This window comes from Methylocystis sp. IM3 (genome assembly GCF_038070105.1).
Lineage (GTDB): Bacteria > Pseudomonadota > Alphaproteobacteria > Rhizobiales > Beijerinckiaceae > Methylocystis.
The window spans coordinates 14,877-36,627 of the sequence record NZ_JBBPBZ010000002.1; the positions used below are offsets into that span (position 1 = coordinate 14,877).

A 21,751-nucleotide genomic window follows, 5' to 3' on the forward strand; every position below is an offset into this window, starting at 1 on the left:
GGGCCTTCGCCGGAGAGCGGAGATAGTGAAGAAAGTGCATTCTCTTCAACATCTTGCGGGGCTCCATGGCTGGGGAAGAAACAGCGCCTTCCTGTGTATGAGTCTTGAGCAGCGGATTCACCGCCGCGTTCCCGACGACCGCTTGCCTGTTGAAAGCCGGCGGGGGATATGCCCAGCTGTCGACAGCGCCCGCGCCGGAAGGCGTCCGTCGTCCCCGCTGTTCAGATCTGTCCCGCCCGGCTGTGGATGAACCTTTTCGTGAGCGAAGACCCGTCCTTTCCCTTGTGGCGCGCCGGCGCGCCGCTGATTCTCGCCTCCAGGAGCGCCGGCCGGCGGCAGGTGCTGGCCCAGGCGGGCCTGCCTTTCGAATCGCGTCCGGCCGAAGTGGACGAACGGGCGATCGAGAAGGCGCTGGGGGATGTGGGCGCCGACGCCGTGGCTGCGGCGCTCGCCCGCGCCAAGGCGCTCGCCATCTCCGCCGAGGCGCCGGGCCGGCTCGTCATCGGGGCCGATCAGGTCGCAAGCTGCGGCGACCGCCTCTTCGGCAAGCCGGAGACGCTGGAGAAGGCCGCGGAGCTTTTGCGCTTTCTCTCGGGCCGGCGCCACAGGCTGCATTCGGCCATTTCGCTCGCGCGCGACGGCGCGCTGGTCCATGAGACGGTGGCCCACGCTGATCTCGATATGCGGCCGTTGAGCGAGACTTTCATCGCGGCCTATCTCACGGCCATGGGAGAGACGGCGCTGACCACCGCCGGCGCCTATCAGGTCGAGGGGCTCGGCGCGCATCTCTTCGAGCAAGTGTCGGGCGACCACTGGACGATCATGGGCCTGCCCCTCCTGCCGCTCATCGACGCCCTGCGCCGTATCGGCGCTTTGGTCGCGTGAACGCATGTTGAAGATCGGCCTCACCGGCTCCATCGGCATGGGCAAATCGACGACCGCCGACATGTTCCGCGAGGCGGGCGCGCCCGTGCTCGATTCGGACCGGATCGTCCACGAGCTCTATCGCGGCGCGGCCGCAGCGCCGATTGAGGCGGCCTTTCCGGGCGTCGTCGTCGATGGCGCGGTCGATCGCGGCCGGCTCGCCGAGAAGGTGCTGGGAGATCCGGCGGCGCTAGAGCGGCTGGAGGGCATCGTGCATCCGCTGGTCTGGGCGGCGCGCGACGCCTTTTTGAAGGAGCAGGAAGAAAAGGGCGCGCGTGTCGTCGTCTATGACGTGCCGCTGCTCTTCGAGACGGGGGCCGAGAAAAGCGTCGACGTCGTCGTCGTCGTGTCCGCGCCGGAAGATGTGCAAAAGGCCCGCGTTCTGGCCCGCCCCGGCATGACGGAAGAGAAATTCGCGGCCATTCTCGGCAAGCAGGTCCCCGATTCGCAGAAGCGCGCCCGCGCCGATTTCGTGGTGCGCACCGATCAGGGCCTCGACGCCGCCCGCGCGCAGGTGCAAGAAATCTTGAGAATTCTGGAAGCGAGAGCCTGATGCGCGAGATTGTCTTCGATACGGAAACCACCGGTCTCGATCCGGCGCAGGGCCATCGTGTCGTCGAAATCGGCGCGGTGGAGGTATTGAACCTCATTCCGACGGGCCGCGTCTTCCACGTCTATATCGATCCCGAGCGCGACATGCCGGAGGAGGCGTTTCGCGTTCACGGCCTCTCGAGGGAGTTTCTCGCGGGCCACAGGAAGTTTCGCGAGATCGTGGCGGAGTTCGTCGCGTTCATCGAGGACAGCCCGCTCGTCGCCCACAACGCCGAATTCGACGTGCGCTTCCTCAACGCCGAATTCGCGATGCAGAAGCTGCCGCCGCTCGCGCCCGCGCGCATCGTCGACACGCTCGCCATGGCGCGCCGGCTCCATCCGGGCAGCCCGGCCTCGCTCGACGCCCTCTGCCAGCGTTACGGCGTCGATCTCTCGCGCCGCGAGAAGCATGGCGCCTTGCTCGACGCGGGGCTTCTGGCGGAAGTCTATGCCGAATTGCGTGGGGGACGGCAGGCGGCGCTGTCGCTTTCGAGCGTGGGCGTCACGCGCCGCGCAGAGCGCAACGATCTGCTCCGCGCGCGTCCGGCGCCGCTCGACAGCCGGCTGACGGCCGAGGAGGACGCGGCGCATCGCGCCTTCGTCGCCGCGCTTGGCAAGGCGCCCCTGTGGGACAAATATCTGCCCCAGATACAGGACAGCGGCGAGCAGTCGCCCACCGCCGCCTAGAGTTTTACGGCGTTACGCCTGGGCGATGGGCGCCTGGCCGGCGGCTTCGGCGGCCTTCTGCTGATAGAGCGCGACGAAATCGATCGGGTCGATGTAGAGGGGCGGGAAGCCGCCGTTGCGCGTCGCATCCGCCACGATCTGGCGCACGAACGGGAAGAGCAGGCGCGGGCATTCGATCATGACGATCGGATGGACCTGCTCCTGGGGAATGTTGATCAGGCGGAAGACGCCGCCATATTCAAGATCGAGCTTGAAGAGGAGGCCCTGCCCCTCGCCCGCCTTGGCGTCGAGCGTCAGCGACACTTCGAAATCGGTCGGCGCGAGCTGCTTGGCGTTGACGTTGACCTGAATGGAAATGTCGGGCGCCTTCTGCTGCGGCCCGAGCGAATTCGGGGCGTGCGGATTCTCGAAGGAAAAGTCCTTCAGATATTGCACGAGCGCATTGAGCGCCGGCGCGCCGCCCGCCTCGGCGTGGGCGCCGTTTCCATTGGTGTCGGTCATATTGGGATCTCCAGCCTCGCGCTGATTCAAGACAAAAAGTCGCGCCCGCCTAACACGTCTCCCTTCCGTGAACAAGGCAGATGCGTTCAGGGCGAAGGAGTTGCGGCCTCGTCGCTCTTCTTGCGCCTTTTCCGTTTTGGCCGGCCGCTCGGCGTCAGATGCTTCCATTCGTGCGGCGCGAGGTCGATGGTCTGCGGGCCGTCGGCGGCGCGGCGGTCCCGGCTTTGACCGCGCAGGCGCGCGAGCAAAGCGGTGCGGACAGAAGGCGATTTCAGCGCGAGGCCGGCGATGTCGGACGCGAAGCCCGGCAGGATCAGCAGGAGAGAGGCGAGGGCCTGCAAGGCTCCGTCGATCATGGCCCCGTCGGCGCGCAGCCGTCCGCGCTCGCGCCAGACCGTCATCAGGCGCTTCACGTCGGAAAGCCCCAGCGCAGTCGTCCCGAGGCCGAGCGCGATCGCGACGAGCAGGCCCACCGCGCGCAGCACGAAGGCGAAGGCAAGAATTTCGAGCGCCAGCCAAAGGCCGAGCGCCAGGCCGACGAGCTTGGTCCTTTCGTTCACTTCCGTAAGAGCTCTCCCGCGAGCTTTTCGCACGCGCCTTCCGGCGCGAAGCCTGCGGCGATCCGCGCGGCCCTTGATTCGTGACATGCGAGCGGCGACATGGTAGCCCAGAACTATTCGATCCGGGAGAGATCAATGTCGCCGACCGGCGAACCCTTCGACCCGTCGCTGATCGTTTTCGCGGCGCTCGCCATTTTCGTCGTCTGGAAACTGCGCTCCGTGCTCGGCGTTCGCATCGACCGCGAGGAGGCGCCGCCGGCGCAGTTCCAGCCGCGCCGCTCGCCGCTCGCCGCCGCGCCCCTGCCCGGCGCGCCGCCGGCGTCGGACTTTCCCGCGCCTCGGCCCGAGGACCGCTGGAAAGGCGTCGCCGACAGCGACGGGGCCGTCTCCGGCCTCGACGCCATCGGAGCCGCCGACCCGCGCTTCGACGGCCGCGCTTTTCTCGACGGCGCGCGCCGCGCCTATGAGATCATCGTGACCGCCTTCGCCAAGGGCGACCGCGACACGCTGCGGCCGCTGTTGTCCAAGGGGGTCTTCGACGGTTTCGCCGGCGAGATCGCCCGGCGCGAGGCGGCCGGCGAAACGATGGAGATGGCGATCGTCGCCATCGACTCCGCATTGGTCGACTCGGCCCGCGCCGAGCCGCGCCTCAACGAGATCACGGTGCGTTTCGCCGTGCGCCTCATGACTGTTCTCAAGGACAAGGCCGGCGAGACGATCGAAGGCGGCCATACCACGCCGGTCGAGGAGCTGTGGACCTTCGCGCGCGATCCGCGCGCCACGGACCCGAACTGGAAGCTCGTCGCCACCCGCCCCGTCTGATCCCTTGCGTCCGCCGGGGACCCTCGCGCCTGTTTCCTTCGAGGCGATCCCCGGTCTCGGCGGCGACGACCTCGCCGCCGCCTTTTCCGTCTTTCGCCGCTCGGCGGCCCGGCTCGCAGCCGGCGGGGCGGAGCAGCGATCCGCCTGTCCGCCGCCACCCGGCCTGATCGAGGCGGCGCGCGCCGCGCTCGAGGGCGAAAGCGCCGGCCCCGATTTCTTCCGCCGCTGGTTCACGGCTTTCGGTCTGCCCGTAAAGGGCTTCGTCACGGCCTATTACGAGCCCGAGGTCGAGGCGCGGCTTTCGCCCGAGCCGGGCTTTGCGACCCCCGTGCTGTCCCGCCCGCCGGATCTCGTCACGCTCAACGCCGAGCCGCTCCCTCTCTTATCGGGCGAGACGCTGTCGGGCGCGCGGCGCCTCCCCGACGGCGTCCTCGCGCCCTACCCGACACGCGCCGCGATCGAGGAAGAGGGGGCGGCGGGAGGATCGGCGCCCCTCGCCTATGTGCGCGATCCGGTCGAACTGTTCCTGATGCAGGTGCAGGGCTCCGCGCGACTGCGTCTGCCAGACGGCCGCCGGCTCGCCCTCACCTATGACGGGCGCAACGGCTGGCCCTATACGTCGGTCGGCCGGCTGATGATCGAGCGGGGCCTCATGCCGCCGGGGGAGATGTCGCTCGAGCGGCTCAAGGCGCGGCTGCGCGAAATGGGCGTCGGCGCGCATCAGCCAGGCCGAAGGCTGATGCAGGAAAACAGATCTTATGTATTCTTCCGCATCGACGAGTCGGATGACCGGACAGGCGGGCCGATCGGAGGCGAAGGCGTTTCCCTGACGCCCCTGCGCTCCATCGCCGTCGACCGGTCGATCTGGAGCTACGGCCTTCCCTTCTGGATCAGCGCGCGGATCCCGTGGGAGGACGAGGCGGAGACGCAGTTTCGGCGGCTGATGATCGCGCAGGATACGGGATCGGCGATTTTGGGAGCGGCGCGGGCGGATCTGTTTTTTGGCGCGGGCGACCGGGCGGGGTCGCTCGCCGGCCGCGTGCGCCACGAGGCCGATTTCATCGTTTTACTGCCGCGCGAGCGGTCAGCGCCATGAGCGACAAACCCCGCTACATTCGCCGGCTGACCCATGCCGAGGCGGAACTCTGGACCATCGTCACGGCGAATGTGCGTCCCTTCCACGCCCGCCCTGCGCCTGTCGAGCCGTCGCCCGCGCCGCCTGCCGCGGAGCCCTTGCGCGAGATGGGGCAAAAGCCCGCGCCCGTCGCCCATCGCGACCGGCCGCCCGCCCCCAAGCCCCCCGCGCCGCTCGTCGAAATCGACCATCGCACCCGCGTCAAGATCAAGCGCGGGCGCCTCGATGTCGGCGCGAGACTCGATCTGCACGGCATGCGGCAGGACGAGGCGCAACGGGCGCTCACGGGCTTTCTGCGCCGCGCCCAGGCGGACGGCGCCAAGGTCGCCATCGTCGTCACCGGCAAGGGCCTGTCGCGCGAGGAGGGCGGCGTGCTGCGCCGGGTCGTGCCCATGTGGCTTCAGGCGCCGCATCTGCGCGACGTGGTGGTGGGCTTCGGGGAAGCGGCGCGCCATCATGGCGGCGAGGGCGCGCTCTATGTGCAGATTCGCCGCGCCGATCGCCTGCGCGGCGGATAGCGGCGCCGCTTTTCGGGCGGCGGCGCCAAAGGAGGCGCGATGTGCAAAGGCAAGACCGTGCTGGTCACGGGTTCGACGCGGGGCATCGGCTATGAAACCGCGCGCGCCTTCGCGGCGAAGGGCGCGGATGTCGTCGTCAACGGCGTGAGCGACGTCGCGCGCGTCGAGGCGGTTGCGGCGGAGATTGCGCGGGAATTCGGCGTCGAGGCGCTGGCCTGGCGCGCGGACGTTTCCGATCCCGTCGAGGTCGCGGCCATGGTCGCGGGGGCCTGCGCGCGCTTTGGCGGCGTCGACATTCTCGTCGCCAACGCCGGCGTCCAGCATGTCGCGGCGATCGAGGATTTCCCGCTCGAGCAATGGCGGCGGGTGATCGAGACCAATCTCTCCTCGGCCTTCTATGCCATGCGCGCCGTGCTGCCGCAGATGAAGGCCCGCCAATGGGGGCGCATCATCCTCATCGCCTCGGCGCATTCCGCCGTCGCCTCGCCCTTCAAGAGCGCCTATGTCGCGGCGAAGCACGGCCTCGCGGGCCTCGCCAGGACGGCGGCGCTGGAGACGGCGGCGCATGGGATCACCGTCAACGCCATTGCGCCGGGCTATGTCTGGACCGAGCTCGTGGAGCGCCAGATTCCGGCGACCATGGCGGCGCGGGGCATGACGCGCGAGGAGGTGATCGACAAGGTGCTGCTCGCGGCGCAGCCGACGCGCCGCTTCGTCACGCCGCAGGAAGTCGCCGCCTTCGCCGTCTTTCTCGCCTCGGAAGAGGCCCGCGCCATCACCGGCGCCGTTCTCCCCATGGACGGGGGCTGGACGGCGCAGTGAAAAAATCTTCGCCGTCCGGCGAAGCGCCGCGCCGCCCGTCGTTCATCAGGGAGAGATCCCGAAGAGGATTTTACAAAATGGCTCCGATTCCCCGCTACCGCGCCCGCTCGGGCGAGAGCTTCCTCGCGGACTTTCTCTCCGCCGGCTTTCGTCCCTTCTTCCTTTTCGCCGCCCTTTGGGCCGCTTTCGCCCTCCCCCTCGCCATCGCCTATCTCGAAGCCGCCGCCGCGCCGCCGTCGCGCTTCGATCCGCCGCTCTGGCACGCCCATGAGATGGTCTTCGGCTTCGGCGGCGCGGTGGTGGCGGGATTTCTGCTCACCGCGATCCCCAACTGGACCGGCCGCATGCCCCTGCAGGGCGCGCCGCTCGCCGGCCTCGTCCTGCTCTGGCTCGCGGGCCGCGCGGCGGTCTTCTTCTCGGCGGACATGCCGGCCGGCGTCGCGGCGGCGCTCGACCTCGCCTTTCCTTTCGTCTTCGTCCTCGTCGTCGCCCGGGAGATCGTCGCCGGGCGCAACTGGCGCAATCTGCCGATGCTCGCGGCGCTGACGCTGCTTCTCGTCGGCAATCTGCTCACCCATCTGGAGGCGATGGGCGTCGCGGCGACAGGGGCGCTCGGCGCGCGCATGGGCGTCGCGACGCTCTCCATGCTCGTCGCCCTGATCGGCGGGCGCATCACGCCGAGCTTCACCCGCAACTGGCTCGTCAAGACTCTGCCGGGCGCCGAGACGCCCGCGCCCTTCGACGCGGTCGACCGCGCGGCGCTGCTGTCGACGCTCGTCGCCCTCGCCGCCTTCGTCGCCGCGCCGGAATTCCGGGGGACGGCCCTGCTGGAGATCGCGGCCGGCGTGGCGCTGTTCTTCCGACTCGCACGCTGGCGCGGCGCCGCGACCGGCCCGGAGCCGCTGCTTTTCATCCTGCATCTGGGCTATGGCTGGCTCGCGCTCGGCCTGCTCCTGATGGGCGCCAATGGGCTTCTCGGCGTCGCCCCGCCGACGGCGCCGCTCCATGCGCTGACCGTGGGGGCCATCGGCACGATGACGCTCGCGGTAATGACCCGCGCCACGCGCGGCCACACCGGCCGCCCGCTGACCGCCGACCGGAGAACGGTGGCGATCTATGTGGCGATCACCCTCGCCGCCGTGCTGCGCATCGCCGCGCCCCTCATCGCGCCCATCGCTGCTCCCTTGGCCGGCGGGGCCTATCTCTCCGCCCTCTGGCTCGCCGGCGCGCTCTGGAGCGCGGCCTATGGATTCTTCGTCCTCTTCTATTTCGACATGCTCACGGGGCCGCGCGCCTGAGGCAAGGGGATGGCCGGGACAGGCCCGGCCGCCCGCGCAGGGGCCTCCCTTGCCGCCTGCGCCCTATTTAGAGGAGCGTCCCCATGCTCGAGAGGAGACGCTCGTGGCAAGAATTTTTTTTGCGCTCACTGCTTTCGCCGCCCTGTTCCTGCTCTCTGGCCCTGCGACGGTCACCGCCCAGAACGCCGCCCAGAATCTCGCCGCGCCGGCCGCGCCTGCGGCCGAGACCGTGACCGGCAAGGGCGTCGTCAAGGCCATCGACACGGAGGACCGGCAGATCCGCATCGCCCATGAGGCGATCAAGGCGCTGGACTGGCCCGCGATGACCATGGCCTTCAAGCTCGGGCCGGGCGTCGACATGGGCGCGCTCGCGCCTGGCATGAAGGTGACGTTCACCCTGAGCAAATCGCCCAAGGGCTATGTGATCGAGCGGATCGAGCGCGCCGACTGAGCGGCGTCACTGACCCAGAATCTTCCTCATGCACCACTCGTAGACGCGCTGCGGGGCAAAACGATTGACGAGAAGCAGGAGCCGCTGGCTCGGCATGGCGACGACGGCGCGCATGGCGGGGGCGGGTTCGTCGAGGATGCGCTCGACCGCCGCCGCGACGGGCTCCGCCGTCGTCGCCTTGTCCTCGAAATCGCGCCTTTTGCGCAAGAAGAGATCGAAGGCTGTTGCGTAGACGCCCTCTTTCGTCGCCTGCGAGAGGCGCCGCGCCGTGTGAATCCCGGTTTTGAAGTCGCCGGGCTCGATGATCGCGACGCGCACGCCGAAGGGGCGCATCTCGAAGCGCAGGGCCTCGCTCAGCGCCTCGAGCGCCGCCTTGCTGGCGCAATAATGCGCTGTGAAGGGCAGTCCGATCCTGGCGGCGAGCGAGCTCATGTTGACGATGACGCCGCGGCTCTCCCGCAGCGCGGGCGCCGCCGCGCGGCAGAGGCGCAGCGCGCCGAAGAAATTGGTCTCGAAGATCGCCCTGGCTTCCGCCATGGAGACATCCTCGACAGAGCCCCGCATGGAATAGCCGGCGTTGTTGACGAGCGCGTCGAGACGCCCGGCCTTCTCCAGGAGTTGTGCGACGCCGCTCTCGACCGAAGCGTCGTCGTCCACATCCATCTCGATCGCTTCGACGCCGTCGATCGCCACGGGGGTCCGCGCTGCGCCGAAAACGCGCCAGCCTCGCGCCGCGAGCCGCTCCGCGCACAGCCGGCCGATGCCCGTCGACGCCCCCGTGATCAAAACCACACGGCCTCTCGCTGTCGCCTGGGTCATGCCAGCCTACTCCATCGTTGCAAATCCTTGCCGCAGCCACGCCGACACGACGCGGTCGTGCCAGGGGACAGGGCTGCCGACGCCATGAAAACCCAGATGCCCGCCATGCGGAGACATCGCGGTCTCTGTCGCCGGGAGGTGCGCCCAATCAATGGCGTCATAGCATGCTCGCGGAATCCAGGGATCGTCCAGGGCGTGAACCACGAGGGTCGGGAGCGCGATGTCCGCGAGGAAAGCCGCAGACGAATTGGATCGGTAATACTCCTCCGCGCCGCGATAGCCGAAGAGCGGCGCCACGAATCGATCGTCGAATTCGAAGACGCTGCGCGCCTGCGCGACGGCCGCGCGCTGCGCCGTCGTGAGCGCTGCGCCGGGCGCGAGCGCCTCGCGCTTCATCGCCGCGAGCAGATAGCGGTGATAGACGAAGTTACGCGGCTCCATCATGCGGGCGCAGGTCGCGGCGAGATCGAGCGGCGTCGAGACGACCGCGGCGCCGGCGACCGGCAAATCCCATGCGCCCTCGCCCATGAATTTGAGAATGAGATTGCCCCCGAGCGAATGGCCGACGAGGATGACGCCGCGTCGCATAAGGGGAGTCGGAAGCGCATGCAGGGCGGCGGCGAGGTCTTCGGTGCGACCCGCGTGATAGCGCCCTTTCGACGTCGGCCGAGACGGCGCCGACCCGCGCAGATTCAGGCGCAGGACGGGCCAGCCCTGGCTTATGAGACGCCGCGCCGCCGCGACGACATTGATGCTCGTCTCGGAGCCTGTGAGGCCGTGCACCAGAACGATCAGCGGCCTCTCTTCAACCGCCGCCGGCCGGTCAAGGCGCGCCGACAGGCGGTCGCCGTCCGAGACCGCCAGCAACAGGCGCTCGGCTCCCGGCGGCTCCGCGGGCCTCGGGACGAGCATGTTGCGGATCGTCTGAAGGTCGGCGCCGAACCAGGGCGCGCGCTCGCGGAAGGGCGGCGGAGCAATAAGCGCGGGCGAGTTCCTTCTGGTCATCGAGCCTTCTCCGAACGGCTCCCGGCGGGAGGCGGCCGGCCTAGCGGCAAGGTTATGTCCGCGCTAGGATAAAAGCGTCCGCTTGCCTTCCTGTCCATTTTTGGGTTTGCCAGACGCGGCGGCGAAAACGAGAGAACTGTCGAATGAGCGTCTTTGTACTCAAATTGACCCCGGCCGAGGTTGTGCGGCTGTTGCGGGCGGAAACGCAGGCGGCCCTGGGCGCGCCCGAACTCAACGTGGCCGCGAAAAAGGAATTTCTGATCGAAGAGGATTTCGACGCCGCGGCCTATGGCCTCGCCGACGCCACGGACTTCGACCTCGTCAAATCGACGGCGGTCCTCACGATCGAGCCGCGCGTCGAAAGCGGTTATTGGGTGCTCGAAACGAGCGTCGAGCGCGATTTCGGCCCCGTGAAGAAGACCGAAGAATACGGCATGACGCCCACCGAATTGTCTCTCGACGAATTCGAGGCGGAGCTCGACGGCGCCGGGACGCAAAGCGTGGTCGTGCGCCTCGTCACCCAGACCGCCGACGGCAAGAAGGATTTCGACGACTGGCTCGCCGCCGCGCAAGCCCGCCACGGCCGCTTCGCATCCAAGAGTGGGGCCGGCGCCAATTCCAATCTCGTCGCGGCGGCGGCGGTCATCGGCCTCGTCGGCGCGGGGCTGTTCTTCGTCGATGGGTCCCTGTTCAGCACGCGGGCGCCCTCGACGCTCGAGAACAATGACGCGGACTGCGCGCCGACGCTCGCCTCGAGCCAGCAGGCGAGCGCCCCCGCCCCGCAAGCGGCCGCTCCCGCCGCCCCGGCCGCTTCCGCCGCCTCGTCGTCCTCCGATGAACTGCTCGCGCTGCAGAAGGACGCGAAGCAGTGGGTGTCGCCGACGGGCGACTACGCCAATGTCCGCCACTCGGCCCTGAAGCAGATCACCGGCGACAATGTCGGCAAGCTTCAGCTCGCCTGGCAGTTTTCGACCGGCGTGCTGCGCGGCCACGAGGGCGCGCCGCTGGTCGTGGGCGACGTGATGTTCCTGCACACGCCCTTCCCGAATATCGTCTACGCCCTCGACCTGAAGGATCCGGACCACAAGATCCTGTGGAAGTATGAGCCCAAGCAGGATCCGTCGGTCGTGCCGGTCATGTGCTGCGACACGGTCAACCGCGGCCTCGCTTACGGCGACGGCAAGATCTTCCTCGCCCAGGCCGACACCACCCTCGTCGCGCTCGACGCCAAGACCGGCAAGCTCGTCTGGTCGGTGAAGAACGGCGATCCGTCGAAGGGCCAGACCTCCACCGCCGCGCCGCATGTCTTCAAGGACAAGGTGCTCGTCGGCATCGCCGGCGGCGAGTTCGGCGTGCGCGGCCACATCACCGCCTATTCGGTGAAGGACGGCAAGCAGGTGTGGCGCGGCTACTCCATGGGCCCCGACGCCGACACGCTGATCGACCCCGACAAGACCACCCATCTCGGCCAGCCGGTCGGCAAGGACTCCGGCATCAGCACGTGGCAGGGCGACCAGTGGCAGACGGGCGGCGGCACCACCTGGGGCTGGTACAGCTACGATCCGGAGCTGAACCTCGTTTACTACGGCTCGGGCAATCCCTCGACCTGGAACCCGGTGCAGCGTCCCGGCGACAATCGCTGGTCGATGACCATCTGGGCGCGCGACCTCGACACCGGCAAGACCAAGTGGCTCTATCAGATGACGCCCCACGACGAGTGGGACTATGACGGCATCAACGAGATGGTTTTGGCCGACCAGCCGATCGGCGGCAAGACGGTCAAGACGCTCGTCCACTTCGACCGCAACGGCTTCGCCTATACGCTCGACCGCACCAACGGCGACCTGCTCGTCGCGGAGAAGTATGATCCGGCGGTGAACTGGGCGACCAAGGTCGACATGGACAAGTCGTCGAAGACCTACGGCCGTCCGCTGGTCGTGGACAAATATTCGACCCAGCACAATGGCGAGGACACGAACACGCAGAACGTCTGCCCGGCGGCTCTGGGTTCGAAGGACCAGCAGCCGGCGTCGTATGACGCGGCGACGGGCCTGTTCCTGGTGCCGACGAACCATGTCTGCATGGACTATGAGCCGTTCCGCGTGAGCTACACGGCGGGCCAGCCCTATGTCGGCGCGACGCTGGAGATGTATCCGGCGGGCAAGGTGCTGGGCGACGGCACGAACAACACGGGCAATTTCATTGCCTGGGACGCCAAGGTCGGCAAGATCGTGTGGTCGAACAAGGAGCAGTTCTCGGTTTGGGGCGGCGCGACGTCGACGGACGGCGGCGTGACCTTCTACGGGACGCTCGAGGGGTATCTGAAGGCGGTCGACACCAAGACCGGCAAGGAGCTCTACAAGTATAAGACCCCGTCGGGCATCATCGGCAATGTGATCACCTATGAGGCGGGCGGCAAGCAGTATGTGGCGGTGCTGTCGGGCGTCGGCGGCTGGGCGGGCATCGGCCTTGCGGCCGGCCTCTCCAAGTCGAACGAGGGCCTCGGCGCCGTCGGCAACTACGCCTCGCTCGCCAATTACACGGCGCTCGGCGGCGTGCTGAGCGTGTTCGCGCTGCCGAACTAAGTTTAAAAAGAAGGGCGCCCGGTTTCGCCGGGCGCCCGAAGCGCTGCGAGACGGCGTCGGCGCCCATCATTTTTTGAGGGCGCCTTCTCTTTTGATCTCAATAGAAGCCGGCTCCCCACGGACCCCAGGCGCCCCAATCCATCATCGCCTGCTGGTTCATTTCCGCCGCCATCAACTGGTCGCTGGCGATGTTCTTGGCGATGCGCATCTGCTGGTAATTCTGAAAGGCGGCCTCATTGCCGACATAGACGCACTGGCATCCGGCGGCGTCGGCATAGACATAGAAGTTCTTGCCGTTCTTCACGTGCAGAACGAGCTTGTTCTGCGGCATCGCCTTGAGATTGGCGAGTTTGGCCGGGCTGTCCGCGACCTTCATGTTGAATTGCGCCGCGGCCAGCATGTTTTCGGTATCCTGTGCCCCGATGCTCGCGCAGGCGGAGAGGGTGAGAACCGCCCCGATCGTCGCCAATCTTTTCATCTGCATCCCACTCCATACTGTTGGAATTTTCAATGTGCGGCGCAGCTTTCGCCCCGCGCCCGACAAAAAGCAAGCGCGGGGCCGCCGGAAGGCGCCCCGATTTGTCCGCCAGGACGAATCCGATCGTCTCTCGCCGGCCCGCCGCCTAACAGCAGCGAAACGCCCGCGCGCCGCCCGCGCCGAAGCGCGCATCCTCGCGCGCCCGGAAAAACTCCTCGCGCGTCATGACCGGCTGGTTCTCATGCGCGGCGCGCGCATGGGCGACATAGGCGTCGTAATCGCCCTGTCCGACCATCAGCCGCGCGCCGTCGCGCAGTTTCGCGGCGAGTCTGGCGAGATCAAGCCCCGGCAGGCTGCAGCAATTCATCTTCGCTCTCCCGCGTGGTGACGGTCTGCGCCGCGCGCGCGGCGCGAATGGCTCGCAATGCAAAGCCGAGAATGGCGAGGACCAGGACGATGTAGATCGCGCAGAGCGTCGCGTCGACATAGTCGTTGAAGATCACGCGGCGCATCTCCTCGAGCGTCTTGGCCGGCGCGAGCAGCTGGCCCTTGTCGAGCGCCGCGGCGAATTTGCGCGCATGCGCCAGAAAGCCGATGCGCGGATCCGCGTGGAAGATCTTCTCCAGTCCTGCCGTCATGGTGCAGATGTAGAGCCAGCTCGTCGGAACGATCGCGACAAAGGCGTAACGCTCCCGTTTCATGCGATAGAGCACCACGACGCAGAGCGTGAGCGCCATCGCCGCGAGCATCTGATTGGCGATGCCGAAGAGCGGCCACAACGTATTGATGCCGCCCAGCGGGTCGATGACGCCCTGATAAAGAAAATAGCCCCAGCCCGTGACCGCGACGCCCGTCGCGACGAGATTGGGGCCCCAGGCCTGCGTCTCCCTGAAGGCGGGGACGAAGGTCCCGATCAGATCCTGAATCATGAAGCGCGCGACGCGCGTGCCGGCGTCGATGGTGGTGAGGATGAACAGCGCCTCGAAGAGAATGGCGAAGTGATACCAGAAGGACATGGCGGTCGAGCCGCCGATGACGGAAGACAGAATCTTCGCCATGCCGACGGCGAGCGTCGGCGCGCCCCCGGTGCGCGAGAGAATGGTCTTCTCGCCCACCTCCTGCGCGACGCCCGCGAGCGTTTCCGGCGCGACGGCGAAACCCCATGAGGAAATGGCCGCCGCCGCCGCCTCGGGCGTCGCGCCGATGACGGCGGGCGCGCTGTTCATGGCGAAATAGACGCCGGGCTCCAGCACGCTCGCCGCGATCAGCGCCATGATGGCGACGAAGCTCTCCATCAGCATGGCGCCGTAGCCGATGACGCGCGTCTGCGTCTCGTCGGCGATCATCTTGGGGGTCGTGCCGGAAGAAACCAGCGCATGGAAGCCCGAGACCGCGCCGCAGGCGATGGTGATGAAGAGGAAGGGAAAGACGCTGCCCGCGAAGACCGGGCCGGTCCCGTCGATGAAGCGGCTCACCGCCGGCATCTGCAAATCGGGCCAGACGACGAAAATGCCGAGCGCGAGCGACAGGATCGTGCCGATCTTCAGGAAGGTCGAGAGATAATCTCGCGGCGCGAGCAAGAGCCACACGGGCAGAACCGACGCGACGAAGCCATAGGCGATCAGCATGAAGGCGAGCGTCTCGCCCTTGTAGCTGAAGAGCGGCGCGAGCGCCGCGCTCTCCGCGACCGTGCGCCCGAAAGCGATGCTGGCGATGAGCAGCGCGAAGCCGATGACGGACATTTCGCCGATGCGGCCGGGGCGGATGTAACGCCCGTAAACGCCCATGAAGACGGCGATGGGCAGCGTGGCGAAGACGGTGAAGGCGCCCCAGGGACTGTCCGCGAGCGCCTTGACGACGACGAGCGCCAGCACCGCGAGCAGGATGATCATGATCGAGAGAATGCCGACCATGGCGATGACGCCGGGGATCTCTCCCATCTCCGTCTTGATGAGGTCGCCGAGCGAACGGCCGTCGCGGCGCGTCGAAATAAAGAGGACGAGAAAATCCTGAACGGCGCCGGCGAAAATCACGCCGGTGAGAAGCCAGAGCGTGCCGGGCAGATAGCCCATCTGCGCCGCGAGCACGGGGCCGACGAGCGGGCCGGCGCCCGCGATCGCCGCGAAATGATGGCCGAACAGCACCCACTTGTCCGTCGGCACGTAATCGAGCCCGTCATTGCGCCGATGCGCGGGCGTGCGGCGGCGCGCGTCGAGGCCGAGCACCCTGTCCGCGATGAAGCGCGAATAGAAGCGGTAGCCGATGGCGTAAACGCCGATCGCTGCGGTGACGAGCCACATGGCGTTGACCGGCTCGCCGCGCGCGTTCGCGAGCGTATAGAGCGCGTAAAGCGCGAGCAGGAAAACAAGCGCCCAGGGGGCGAGGGCAAGCGGATGCTTTCTGGCGTGATCGGACATGTTCGGGCCTTGGGCGATTCCGCCCTCTCCCGCGCGTGGAGAAAGGGCAGGGTGAGCGGCGTTTGAAATGATGTTTTTACGCTTCAACTAAACGCTCGCGCCAAGGAGCGTCTACAATTTCCGCTTGCCTGTCCCCGTCATGGCCGGGCTCGGCCCGGCCATCCACGCAACCGCGAGAGGCTTACTCCGCCGCCTCCGCCGCCGCCGGTTCGTAATTGAGGATCGGCGAAAGCCAGCGTTCAACCTCCGAAACCGCCATGCCCTTGCGGCGCGCGTAATCCTCAACCTGATCGCGCTCCACCTTGGCGACGCCGAAATAATGCGCCTGCGGATGCGCGATATAGAGGCCGCTCACCGAAGCGGCGGGCGTCATGGCGAAGCTTTCGGTGAGCTTCACGCCCGTGCGCTTCTCGACCTCGAGCAGACGGAAGAGCGTTTCCTTCTCCGTATGGTCGGGTTGCGCCGGATAGCCGGGCGCCGGGCGAATGCCGGCGTAGGGTTCGGCCGCGAGCTCCTGCGGCGAGAAGGATTCCTCCTTCGCGTGCCCCCAGAATTCGCGCCGCACGCGCTCGTGCATGCGCTCCGCGAAGGCTTCGGCGATGCGGTCGGCAAGCGCCTTCACCATGATCGAGCCATAGTCGTCGTTCGCCCGGGCGAAGCGCGCGGAGATCTTCTCTTCCTCGGCCCCGGCCGTGACGACGAAGGCGCCGACATAATCGGCCTTGCCGCTCTCCTTGGGCGCGACAAAATCCGAAAGTGCGATATTCGCCCGGCCGTCGCGCTTGCCGAGCTGCTGGCGCAGAGTGAAGAAGGTCGCAAGCGTCTCGTTGCGCGACTCGCCCGTGTAAAGCGCGATGTCGTCTTCGACGCTGTTCGCCGGCCAGAAGCCGATGACGGCCTTGGGCGTGAACCAGCGTTCCTCGACGATGCGTTTCAGCATCGCCTGCGCATCCTCGAAGAGACGGCGCGCCGCCTCGCCGCGCTCGGGATCGTCGAGCAGCGCCGGATAGCGGCCCTTGAATTCCCAGGTCTGGAAGAAGGGCGTCCAGTCGATATAGGGGATGAGCTCGGCGACATCGTAGCTCGCAAAGGCGCGCGCGCCGATGAAGCCCGGCTTGACGGGCGCATAGGCGCCCCAGTCGATCCTGTAGGCGTTGGCCCGCGCCTGCGCCAGCGAGACGCGCTGCTTGTCGGCCTGGGCGCGCGCGTGCGCCTCCGCGACGCGCTCATATTCGGCGCGCGTCTCGGCGATGTAGCCGTCGCGGGACCTCTCGGAGACGAGCGCCTGCGCCACGCCCACCGCGCGGCTTGCGTCGGTGACATAGACCGCCTGGCCGCGCCGGTAGTTGGGGCTGATCTTCACCGCCGTGTGCACGCGGCTCGTCGTCGCGCCGCCGATGAGAAGCGGCACGTCGAGACCTTCGCGCTCCATTTCGGCGGCGACGAAGCACATCTCATCGAGCGAGGGCGTGATGAGGCCCGAGAGGCCGATGAGATCGACCTTCTCCTTCTTCGCCGTTTCGAGAATCTTCGCGGCCGGCGTCATGACGCCGAGATCGATCACCTCGAAATTGTTGCAGCCCAGCACCACGCCGACGATGTTCTTGCCGATGTCGTGCACGTCGCCCTTGACGGTCGCGAGCAGAATCTTGCCGGCCGAGGAGCGCGCATCCTTGCCCGCCTCCATGAAGGGCATGAGATAGGCGACAGCCTGTTTCATCACGCGCGCCGATTTGACGACCTGCGGCAGGAACATCTTGCCGGCGCCGAAGAGATCGCCGACGACATTCATGCCGGCCATCAGCGGGCCTTCGATCACGTCGAGCGGACGCGCCGCCTTCTGTCGCGCCTCCTCCACGTCGGTCTCGATAAATTCGGTGATGCCGTTGACGAGGGCGTATTCGAGCCGCTTCTCGACGCCGTGCTCGCGCCAGGCGGCGTCCTTCTCGGCGGATTTGGCGCCCGCGCCCTTGTATTTCTCCGCCGCCTCGACCAGTCGCTCGGTTGCGTCCTTGCGGCGGTTCAGCACCACGTCTTCGCAGAGTTCGCGCAGCTCGGGGTCGATCTCGGCATAGACCGCGAGCTGCCCGGCGTTGACGATGCCCATGTCCATGCCCGCCTGAATGGCGTGGTAAAGGAAGACGGAATGCATCGCCTCGCGCACGGGCTCATTGCCGCGGAACGAGAAGGAGAGGTTGGAGACGCCGCCCGAGACATGGGCATGCGCGAGATCGCGCTTGATGACCCCCGTCGCCTCGATGAAGTCGACGCCGTAATTTTCATGCTCCTCGATGCCGGTCGCCACCGCGAAGATGTTCGGGTCGAAGATGATGTCCTGCGGCGGGAAGCCGACTTCCTGCGTGAGGATCCTGTAGGCGCGCGCGCAGATCTCGACCTTGCGCTGGAGCGTGTCGGCCTGGCCCTTCTCGTCGAAGGCCATGACGACGACCGCCGCGCCATAGCGGCGCACTTTCATCGCGTCCGCGATGAATTTCTCCTCGCCTTCCTTGAGCGAGATCGAGTTCACCACGCCCTTGCCCTGCAGGCATTTCAGCCCCGCCTCGATCACCTCGAACTTGGAGGAGTCGACCATTACCGGCACGCGGGCGATATCCGGCTCGGCGGCGAGCAGATTGAGGAAGTCGACCATGGCGCGCTCGCTGTCGAGCAGGCCCTCGTCCATATTGACGTCGATCACCTGCGCGCCATTCGCCACCTGATCGCGCGCGACGTCGAGCGCCGCGGTGTAATCGCCATTGGTGACGAGCTTGCGGAACTTCGCCGAGCCCGTGACATTGGTGCGCTCGCCGACATTGACGAAGGGAATGTCCTTCGTCAGCGCGAAGGGCTCGAGGCCGGAAAGCCGCAGCAGCGGCTCGATCTTCGGGACGACGCGCGGGGCGAGCCCCTTCACCTTCTCGGCGATGGCGCGGATATGATCGGGCGTGGTGCCGCAGCAGCCGCCGAGAATGTTGACGAGGCCCGCGGCGGCGAATTCGCCGACGAGCTCCGCCATATATTCCGGGCTCTCGTCATAGAGGCCGAATTCATTGGGAAGGCCCGCATTGGGGAAGGCGCAGACGCGCGTATCCGCCACGCGGCCGATCTCGGCGATGTGCTGGCGCATCTCGCGCGCGCCGAGCGCGCAGTTGAAGCCGATAGAGAAAGGTTTCGCGTGGGCGAGCGAATTCCAGAAGGCGATCGAGGTCTGGCCGGAGAGCGTGCGGCCCGAGAGATCGGTGATCGTGCCCGAGATCATGATGGGAAGGCGGGTTCCCACTTCGTCGAAAGCGTCTTCGAGCGCATAGATCGCCGCCTTGGCGTTCAGCGTGTCGAAGATGGTCTCGACGAGCATGATGTCGGCGCCGCCGGCGATGAGGCCGAGCGCGGCTTCCTTGTAGGCGACGCGCAGCTCGTCGAACGTGACGGCGCGAAAGCCGGGGTTCGAGACGTCCGGCGAAATGGAGGCGGTGCGGTTCGTCGGGCCGATCGAGCCGGCGACGAAGCGGCGCACGCCCGTCCTGGCGGCGACGTCATCGGCTGCGGCGCGGGCCAGCCTGGCGCCCTCGAGATTGAGCTCATAGGCGAGAGATTCGAGCCCATAATCGGCCTGGGCGATCGTCGTCGACGAGAAGGTGTTGGTCTCGATGATGTCGGCGCCCGCCTCGAGATAGGCGGTGTGAATCGCCTTGATCGCGTCCGGCTGGGTGAGGATCAGCAGGTCGTTGTTGCCGCGCAGATCCTTTGCGTGGTTCTTGAACCTGTCGCCGCGGAAATCCGCTTCCTCGAAGGCGTGGCGCTGGATCATCGTCCCCATCGCGCCGTCGAGGATGAGGATGCGCGTTCGCGCGGCTTCCTCCAGCGCCTTGAGGACGTTCTGGCCGTGAGCTTTGTCGAGGGTCATGCGTTTACTTTCTCGCGAACGGGACGGACGCCGAGGAGATGGCAGATCGCGAAGACCATATCGGCGCGATTGTTGGTGTAGAAATGGAATTCGTCGACCCCGGCGCGGGCGAGGCCCATCACCTGCTCGACGGCGGTGGTGGCTGCGACGAGCGCGCGGGTCTCGGGGTCGTCGTCGAGGCCCTCGAAGCGCTCGGCGACCCAGCGCGGAACGCTCGCGCCGGCCTTCGCCGCGAAACTGGCCACCTGGCGAAAATTGCGGATGGGCATGATGCCGGGAACGATCGGGATTTTTATGCCCCGCGCGCGGGCCTTGTCGAGGAAGCGGAAGTAGATGTCGTTGTCGAAGAAGAACTGCGTGATGGCGCGCGTCGCGCCGGCGTCGATCTTCGCCTCCAGCGCGTCGAGGTCCTGCTCGATCGAGGCGCTTTCGGGGTGGCCCTCCGGATAGGTGGAGACGGAAATCTCGAAGTCATGCAGGCGCCGGATGCCGCGCACGAGATCGGAGGAGCTGGCGTAGCCCTCGGGATTGGGTTCGAATTTCGTGCCGACGCCCGTCGGCGGATCGCCGCGCAGCGCAACGATGTGGCGCACGCCCGCCGCCCAATATTCCCGCAGGATGTCTTCGATCTCGGCTGCGGAGGAAGAGACGCAGGTCAGATGGGCGGCCGGCTTCATCGCCGTTTCGCGGGCGATGCGCTCGACGATGGCGTGGGTGCGCTCGCGCGTCGAGCCGCCCGCCCCATAGGTGACGGAGACGAAATGGGGCTTCAGCGCCTCGAGGCGCTTGACCGACTCCCAGAGCTGTTTCTCCATTTCCGCGCTTTTCGGCGGAAAGAACTCATAGGATATCTTGAAACGCTTGCCGGCGGCGGTGGGGTGGAGCGCGTTGAACATCAGGCAATCTCATAGGAAGACGCGGGAATCTTGTCGGCGATGATGCGCGGGTCGCGGGCGAGCCAGAGGGAAACGGTGAGCTTGGCCCCTTCCCGGACGTCCGGCGCGAGTTCGCGGTGCAGGACCGTCTCCAGCCCCGCCTGGGCGAGAAGCCCGGCGATCTCCTCTTTCGAAAAGCCAAGACGGCGATGGGCGTGCTTGTCGCGCAGCGCCTCTTCCTGATGGGGCGCGAAATCCACGACGAGAAGTCGGCCGCCCGGCGCCAGCGCGCGCGCCGCCTCGCGCAGGGCGCGGGCGGGGTCGTCGAGATAATGCAGCACCTGATGCATGATGGCGAGATCGACGGAGTTGCGCTCGACGGGCGGCGCGTACATGTCGCCCTGCCGCAGCTCGATGTTGCGCAGCCCCGTCTCCTCCATCCGCCCGCGCGCCACGGCGAGCATGGCGGTGGAAAGATCGACGCCGATGGCGCGCTCGGCGCGCGGCGCGAAGAGCTCCAGCATGCGTCCGGCGCCCGTACCGAGATCGAGCACGCAGCGCAGAGGCTTGTCGCCGACGGCCTCGCGCATCGCCGCTTCGACGAGCGCCTCGGGCGCGTGCAGGGACCGGATGTCGTCCCACTCGGCGGCGTGGGCGGCGAAATAGCGGGCGGCGTTTTCGGCGCGGGCGTGGCGAATGTCGGCGAGCCGGGCCTGATCCTCCGCGAGCACGGGGTCGCGCGGATCGAGCCAGGCGGAAAGATTGCGGGCCAGCGCCCCGGCGTCGCCGCCGGGCGCGAGGCGGAAGAAGGCCCAGGCCCCTTCGCGCCGCCGTTCGACGAGCCCGGCTTCGACCAGAAGCTTGAGATGCCGCGAGACGCGCGGCTGCGACTGGCCGAGAATGGCGACCACTTCGGTGACCGTCAGTTCGGACTGCGCCAGAAGCGCGAGAAGACGCAGCCGCGTCTCTTCGGCGGCGGCGTTGAGCGCCGCGAGCGCTGGCTCCAGTCTGAGGCGATGCGGGGCGGTCATGGGCTTCTCGGTCAAGATATAAAGATATCTATATGCGTTGATCGAGAGGGAGGCAAGCGCCGCCGGGACGAGAAACGGCGTTCTGGAAACCGGAGCAATTAGTGGCTTGACGGGAATTGGAAGCGGGCGCATCCTCCTCTCATCGCACCCGTCTCCAGCACATGGCGAGGCGGGACCCCTCGGGCGGGACCTCGAGGCGAGCGCGATCAGGAAGCGCCGACGAACTCCCCTGTCGTCGGCGAAGCCGTCGGAAGCAAGGTTGAGAGGAGCATGACGCCACCGGGTCAGATTGCGTGACCGGCGTGTCGTTCCGGTCACATCGGGAAGT

At 67.3% G+C, this 21,751-nt stretch carries 19 protein-coding genes and 1 pseudogene; 10 read left to right on the top strand and 10 right to left on the bottom strand.

Annotated features, from left to right (window positions below):
• Positions 1-246 precede the first annotated feature (246 nt).
• Genes WOC76_RS01825 through dnaQ form a run of 3 tightly spaced genes read left to right on the top strand, consistent with a single transcriptional unit; the run spans position 247 to position 2,202 of the window.
• Positions 247-885, top strand: a complete 639-nt coding sequence (locus tag WOC76_RS01825; RefSeq protein WP_341389461.1) for a Maf family protein — start codon at positions 247-249, stop codon at positions 883-885.
• Between the two features lie 4 nt (positions 886-889).
• Complete coding sequence (coaE, locus tag WOC76_RS01830; protein ID WP_341104271.1) at positions 890-1,477, top strand: dephospho-CoA kinase; 588 nt, start codon at positions 890-892, stop codon at positions 1,475-1,477.
• Positions 1,477-2,202: a DNA polymerase III subunit epsilon gene (gene dnaQ / locus WOC76_RS01835; protein ID WP_341389463.1), complete on the top strand. Its 726-nt coding sequence runs from the start codon at positions 1,477-1,479 to the stop codon at positions 2,200-2,202. The genes coaE and dnaQ overlap by 1 nt, the downstream gene beginning before the upstream one ends.
• 12 nt (positions 2,203-2,214) lie before the next feature.
• Here dnaQ and secB read toward each other — a convergent pair whose 3' ends face one another.
• Both secB and WOC76_RS01845 read right to left on the bottom strand, forming a co-directional pair.
• Positions 2,215-2,703, bottom strand: coding sequence for a protein-export chaperone SecB (gene secB, locus WOC76_RS01840; protein ID WP_341104269.1), 489 nt, complete (start codon positions 2,701-2,703; stop codon positions 2,215-2,217).
• Positions 2,704-2,789: 86 nt separating this feature from the next.
• Positions 2,790-3,263: an FxsA family protein gene (locus WOC76_RS01845; RefSeq protein WP_341104268.1), complete on the bottom strand. Its 474-nt coding sequence runs from the start codon at positions 3,261-3,263 to the stop codon at positions 2,790-2,792.
• Between the two features lie 135 nt (positions 3,264-3,398).
• Between WOC76_RS01845 and WOC76_RS01850 the strand changes: the two genes are divergently transcribed.
• The 6 genes from WOC76_RS01850 (at position 3,399) to WOC76_RS01875 (ending at position 8,309) form a co-directional block, all read left to right on the top strand.
• Positions 3,399-4,085, top strand: coding sequence for a Tim44/TimA family putative adaptor protein (locus WOC76_RS01850; protein ID WP_341104266.1), 687 nt, complete (start codon positions 3,399-3,401; stop codon positions 4,083-4,085).
• A 4-nt stretch (positions 4,086-4,089) separates the two neighbouring features.
• Positions 4,090-5,181: a murein transglycosylase A gene (gene mltA / locus WOC76_RS01855; protein ID WP_341104264.1), complete on the top strand. Its 1,092-nt coding sequence runs from the start codon at positions 4,090-4,092 to the stop codon at positions 5,179-5,181.
• Positions 5,178-5,738 (top strand): Smr/MutS family protein, encoded by a 561-nt coding sequence (locus WOC76_RS01860; RefSeq protein WP_341104262.1) that lies wholly within the window; start codon positions 5,178-5,180, stop codon positions 5,736-5,738. Before mltA ends, WOC76_RS01860 begins: the two co-directional genes overlap by 4 nt.
• 39 nt (positions 5,739-5,777) lie before the next feature.
• Positions 5,778-6,560, top strand: a complete 783-nt coding sequence (locus WOC76_RS01865; protein WP_341104260.1) for a 3-hydroxybutyrate dehydrogenase — start codon at positions 5,778-5,780, stop codon at positions 6,558-6,560.
• 77 nt (positions 6,561-6,637) lie between these two features.
• Positions 6,638-7,858, top strand: coding sequence for an NnrS family protein (locus WOC76_RS01870; protein WP_341104258.1), 1,221 nt, complete (start codon positions 6,638-6,640; stop codon positions 7,856-7,858).
• A gap of 103 nt (positions 7,859-7,961) precedes the next feature.
• Positions 7,962-8,309: a copper-binding protein gene (locus WOC76_RS01875; protein WP_341431247.1), complete on the top strand. Its 348-nt coding sequence runs from the start codon at positions 7,962-7,964 to the stop codon at positions 8,307-8,309.
• 6 nt (positions 8,310-8,315) lie between these two features.
• Here the strand turns inward: WOC76_RS01875 and WOC76_RS01880 are convergent, their stop codons facing one another.
• Together WOC76_RS01880 and WOC76_RS01885 are read right to left on the bottom strand one after the other, a co-directional pair.
• Entirely contained in the window at positions 8,316-9,128 is an 813-nt protein-coding gene (locus WOC76_RS01880) for an SDR family oxidoreductase (protein ID WP_341104255.1), read from the bottom strand.
• A gap of 6 nt (positions 9,129-9,134) precedes the next feature.
• Positions 9,135-10,133, bottom strand: coding sequence for a YheT family hydrolase (locus WOC76_RS01885; RefSeq protein ID WP_341104253.1), 999 nt, complete (start codon positions 10,131-10,133; stop codon positions 9,135-9,137).
• Positions 10,134-10,960: 827 nt separating this feature from the next.
• Between WOC76_RS01885 and WOC76_RS01890 the strand changes: the two are divergent.
• A pseudogene (locus WOC76_RS01890) lies at positions 10,961-12,718 on the top strand (methanol/ethanol family PQQ-dependent dehydrogenase); the annotation flags it as partial.
• A 97-nt stretch (positions 12,719-12,815) separates the two neighbouring features.
• Here WOC76_RS01890 and WOC76_RS01895 read toward each other — a convergent pair.
• From WOC76_RS01895 to WOC76_RS01920, 6 genes are all read right to left on the bottom strand, one after another.
• Complete coding sequence (locus tag WOC76_RS01895) at positions 12,816-13,196, bottom strand: hypothetical protein (RefSeq protein WP_341104252.1); 381 nt, start codon at positions 13,194-13,196, stop codon at positions 12,816-12,818.
• 145 nt (positions 13,197-13,341) lie between these two features.
• Positions 13,342-13,563 (bottom strand): YbdD/YjiX family protein, encoded by a 222-nt coding sequence (locus WOC76_RS01900; protein WP_341104251.1) that lies wholly within the window; start codon positions 13,561-13,563, stop codon positions 13,342-13,344.
• Complete coding sequence (locus WOC76_RS01905; RefSeq protein ID WP_341104249.1) at positions 13,535-15,613, bottom strand: carbon starvation CstA family protein; 2,079 nt, start codon at positions 15,611-15,613, stop codon at positions 13,535-13,537. Before WOC76_RS01905 ends, WOC76_RS01900 begins: the two co-directional genes overlap by 29 nt.
• Positions 15,614-15,794: 181 nt before the next feature.
• Positions 15,795-19,517, bottom strand: a complete 3,723-nt coding sequence (gene metH, locus WOC76_RS01910; RefSeq protein WP_341104247.1) for a methionine synthase — start codon at positions 19,515-19,517, stop codon at positions 15,795-15,797.
• Positions 19,514-20,413 (bottom strand): methylenetetrahydrofolate reductase [NAD(P)H], encoded by a 900-nt coding sequence (metF, locus tag WOC76_RS01915; RefSeq protein WP_341104246.1) that lies wholly within the window; start codon positions 20,411-20,413, stop codon positions 19,514-19,516. Before metF ends, metH begins: the two co-directional genes overlap by 4 nt.
• A complete protein-coding gene (locus WOC76_RS01920; protein ID WP_341104245.1) occupies positions 20,413-21,423 on the bottom strand; it encodes an ArsR/SmtB family transcription factor in 1,011 nt (336 codons plus the stop codon). The genes metF and WOC76_RS01920 overlap by 1 nt, the downstream gene beginning before the upstream one ends.
• Positions 21,424-21,751 lie beyond the last annotated feature (328 nt).

Coding starts and splice junctions, on each gene's coding strand:
- WOC76_RS01850 (WP_341104266.1), top strand. CDS start 3,399: ATGTCGCCGACCGGCGAACCCTTCGACCCGTCGCTGATCGTTTTCGCG.
- WOC76_RS01895 (WP_341104252.1), bottom strand. CDS start 13,196: ATGAAAAGATTGGCGACGATCGGGGCGGTTCTCACCCTCTCCGCCTGC.
- WOC76_RS01885 (WP_341104253.1), bottom strand. CDS start 10,133: ATGACCAGAAGGAACTCGCCCGCGCTTATTGCTCCGCCGCCCTTCCGC.
- WOC76_RS01860 (WP_341104262.1), top strand. CDS start 5,178: ATGAGCGACAAACCCCGCTACATTCGCCGGCTGACCCATGCCGAGGCG.
- metH (WP_341104247.1), bottom strand. CDS start 19,517: ATGACCCTCGACAAAGCTCACGGCCAGAACGTCCTCAAGGCGCTGGAG.
- WOC76_RS01905 (WP_341104249.1), bottom strand. CDS start 15,613: ATGTCCGATCACGCCAGAAAGCATCCGCTTGCCCTCGCCCCCTGGGCG.
- WOC76_RS01900 (WP_341104251.1), bottom strand. CDS start 13,563: ATGAATTGCTGCAGCCTGCCGGGGCTTGATCTCGCCAGACTCGCCGCG.
- WOC76_RS01865 (WP_341104260.1), top strand. CDS start 5,778: ATGTGCAAAGGCAAGACCGTGCTGGTCACGGGTTCGACGCGGGGCATC.
- secB (WP_341104269.1), bottom strand. CDS start 2,703: ATGACCGACACCAATGGAAACGGCGCCCACGCCGAGGCGGGCGGCGCG.
- dnaQ (WP_341389463.1), top strand. CDS start 1,477: ATGCGCGAGATTGTCTTCGATACGGAAACCACCGGTCTCGATCCGGCG.
- WOC76_RS01920 (WP_341104245.1), bottom strand. CDS start 21,423: ATGACCGCCCCGCATCGCCTCAGACTGGAGCCAGCGCTCGCGGCGCTC.
- WOC76_RS01880 (WP_341104255.1), bottom strand. CDS start 9,128: ATGACCCAGGCGACAGCGAGAGGCCGTGTGGTTTTGATCACGGGGGCG.
- coaE (WP_341104271.1), top strand. CDS start 890: ATGTTGAAGATCGGCCTCACCGGCTCCATCGGCATGGGCAAATCGACG.
- metF (WP_341104246.1), bottom strand. CDS start 20,413: ATGTTCAACGCGCTCCACCCCACCGCCGCCGGCAAGCGTTTCAAGATA.
- WOC76_RS01825 (WP_341389461.1), top strand. CDS start 247: ATGAACCTTTTCGTGAGCGAAGACCCGTCCTTTCCCTTGTGGCGCGCC.
- WOC76_RS01870 (WP_341104258.1), top strand. CDS start 6,638: ATGGCTCCGATTCCCCGCTACCGCGCCCGCTCGGGCGAGAGCTTCCTC.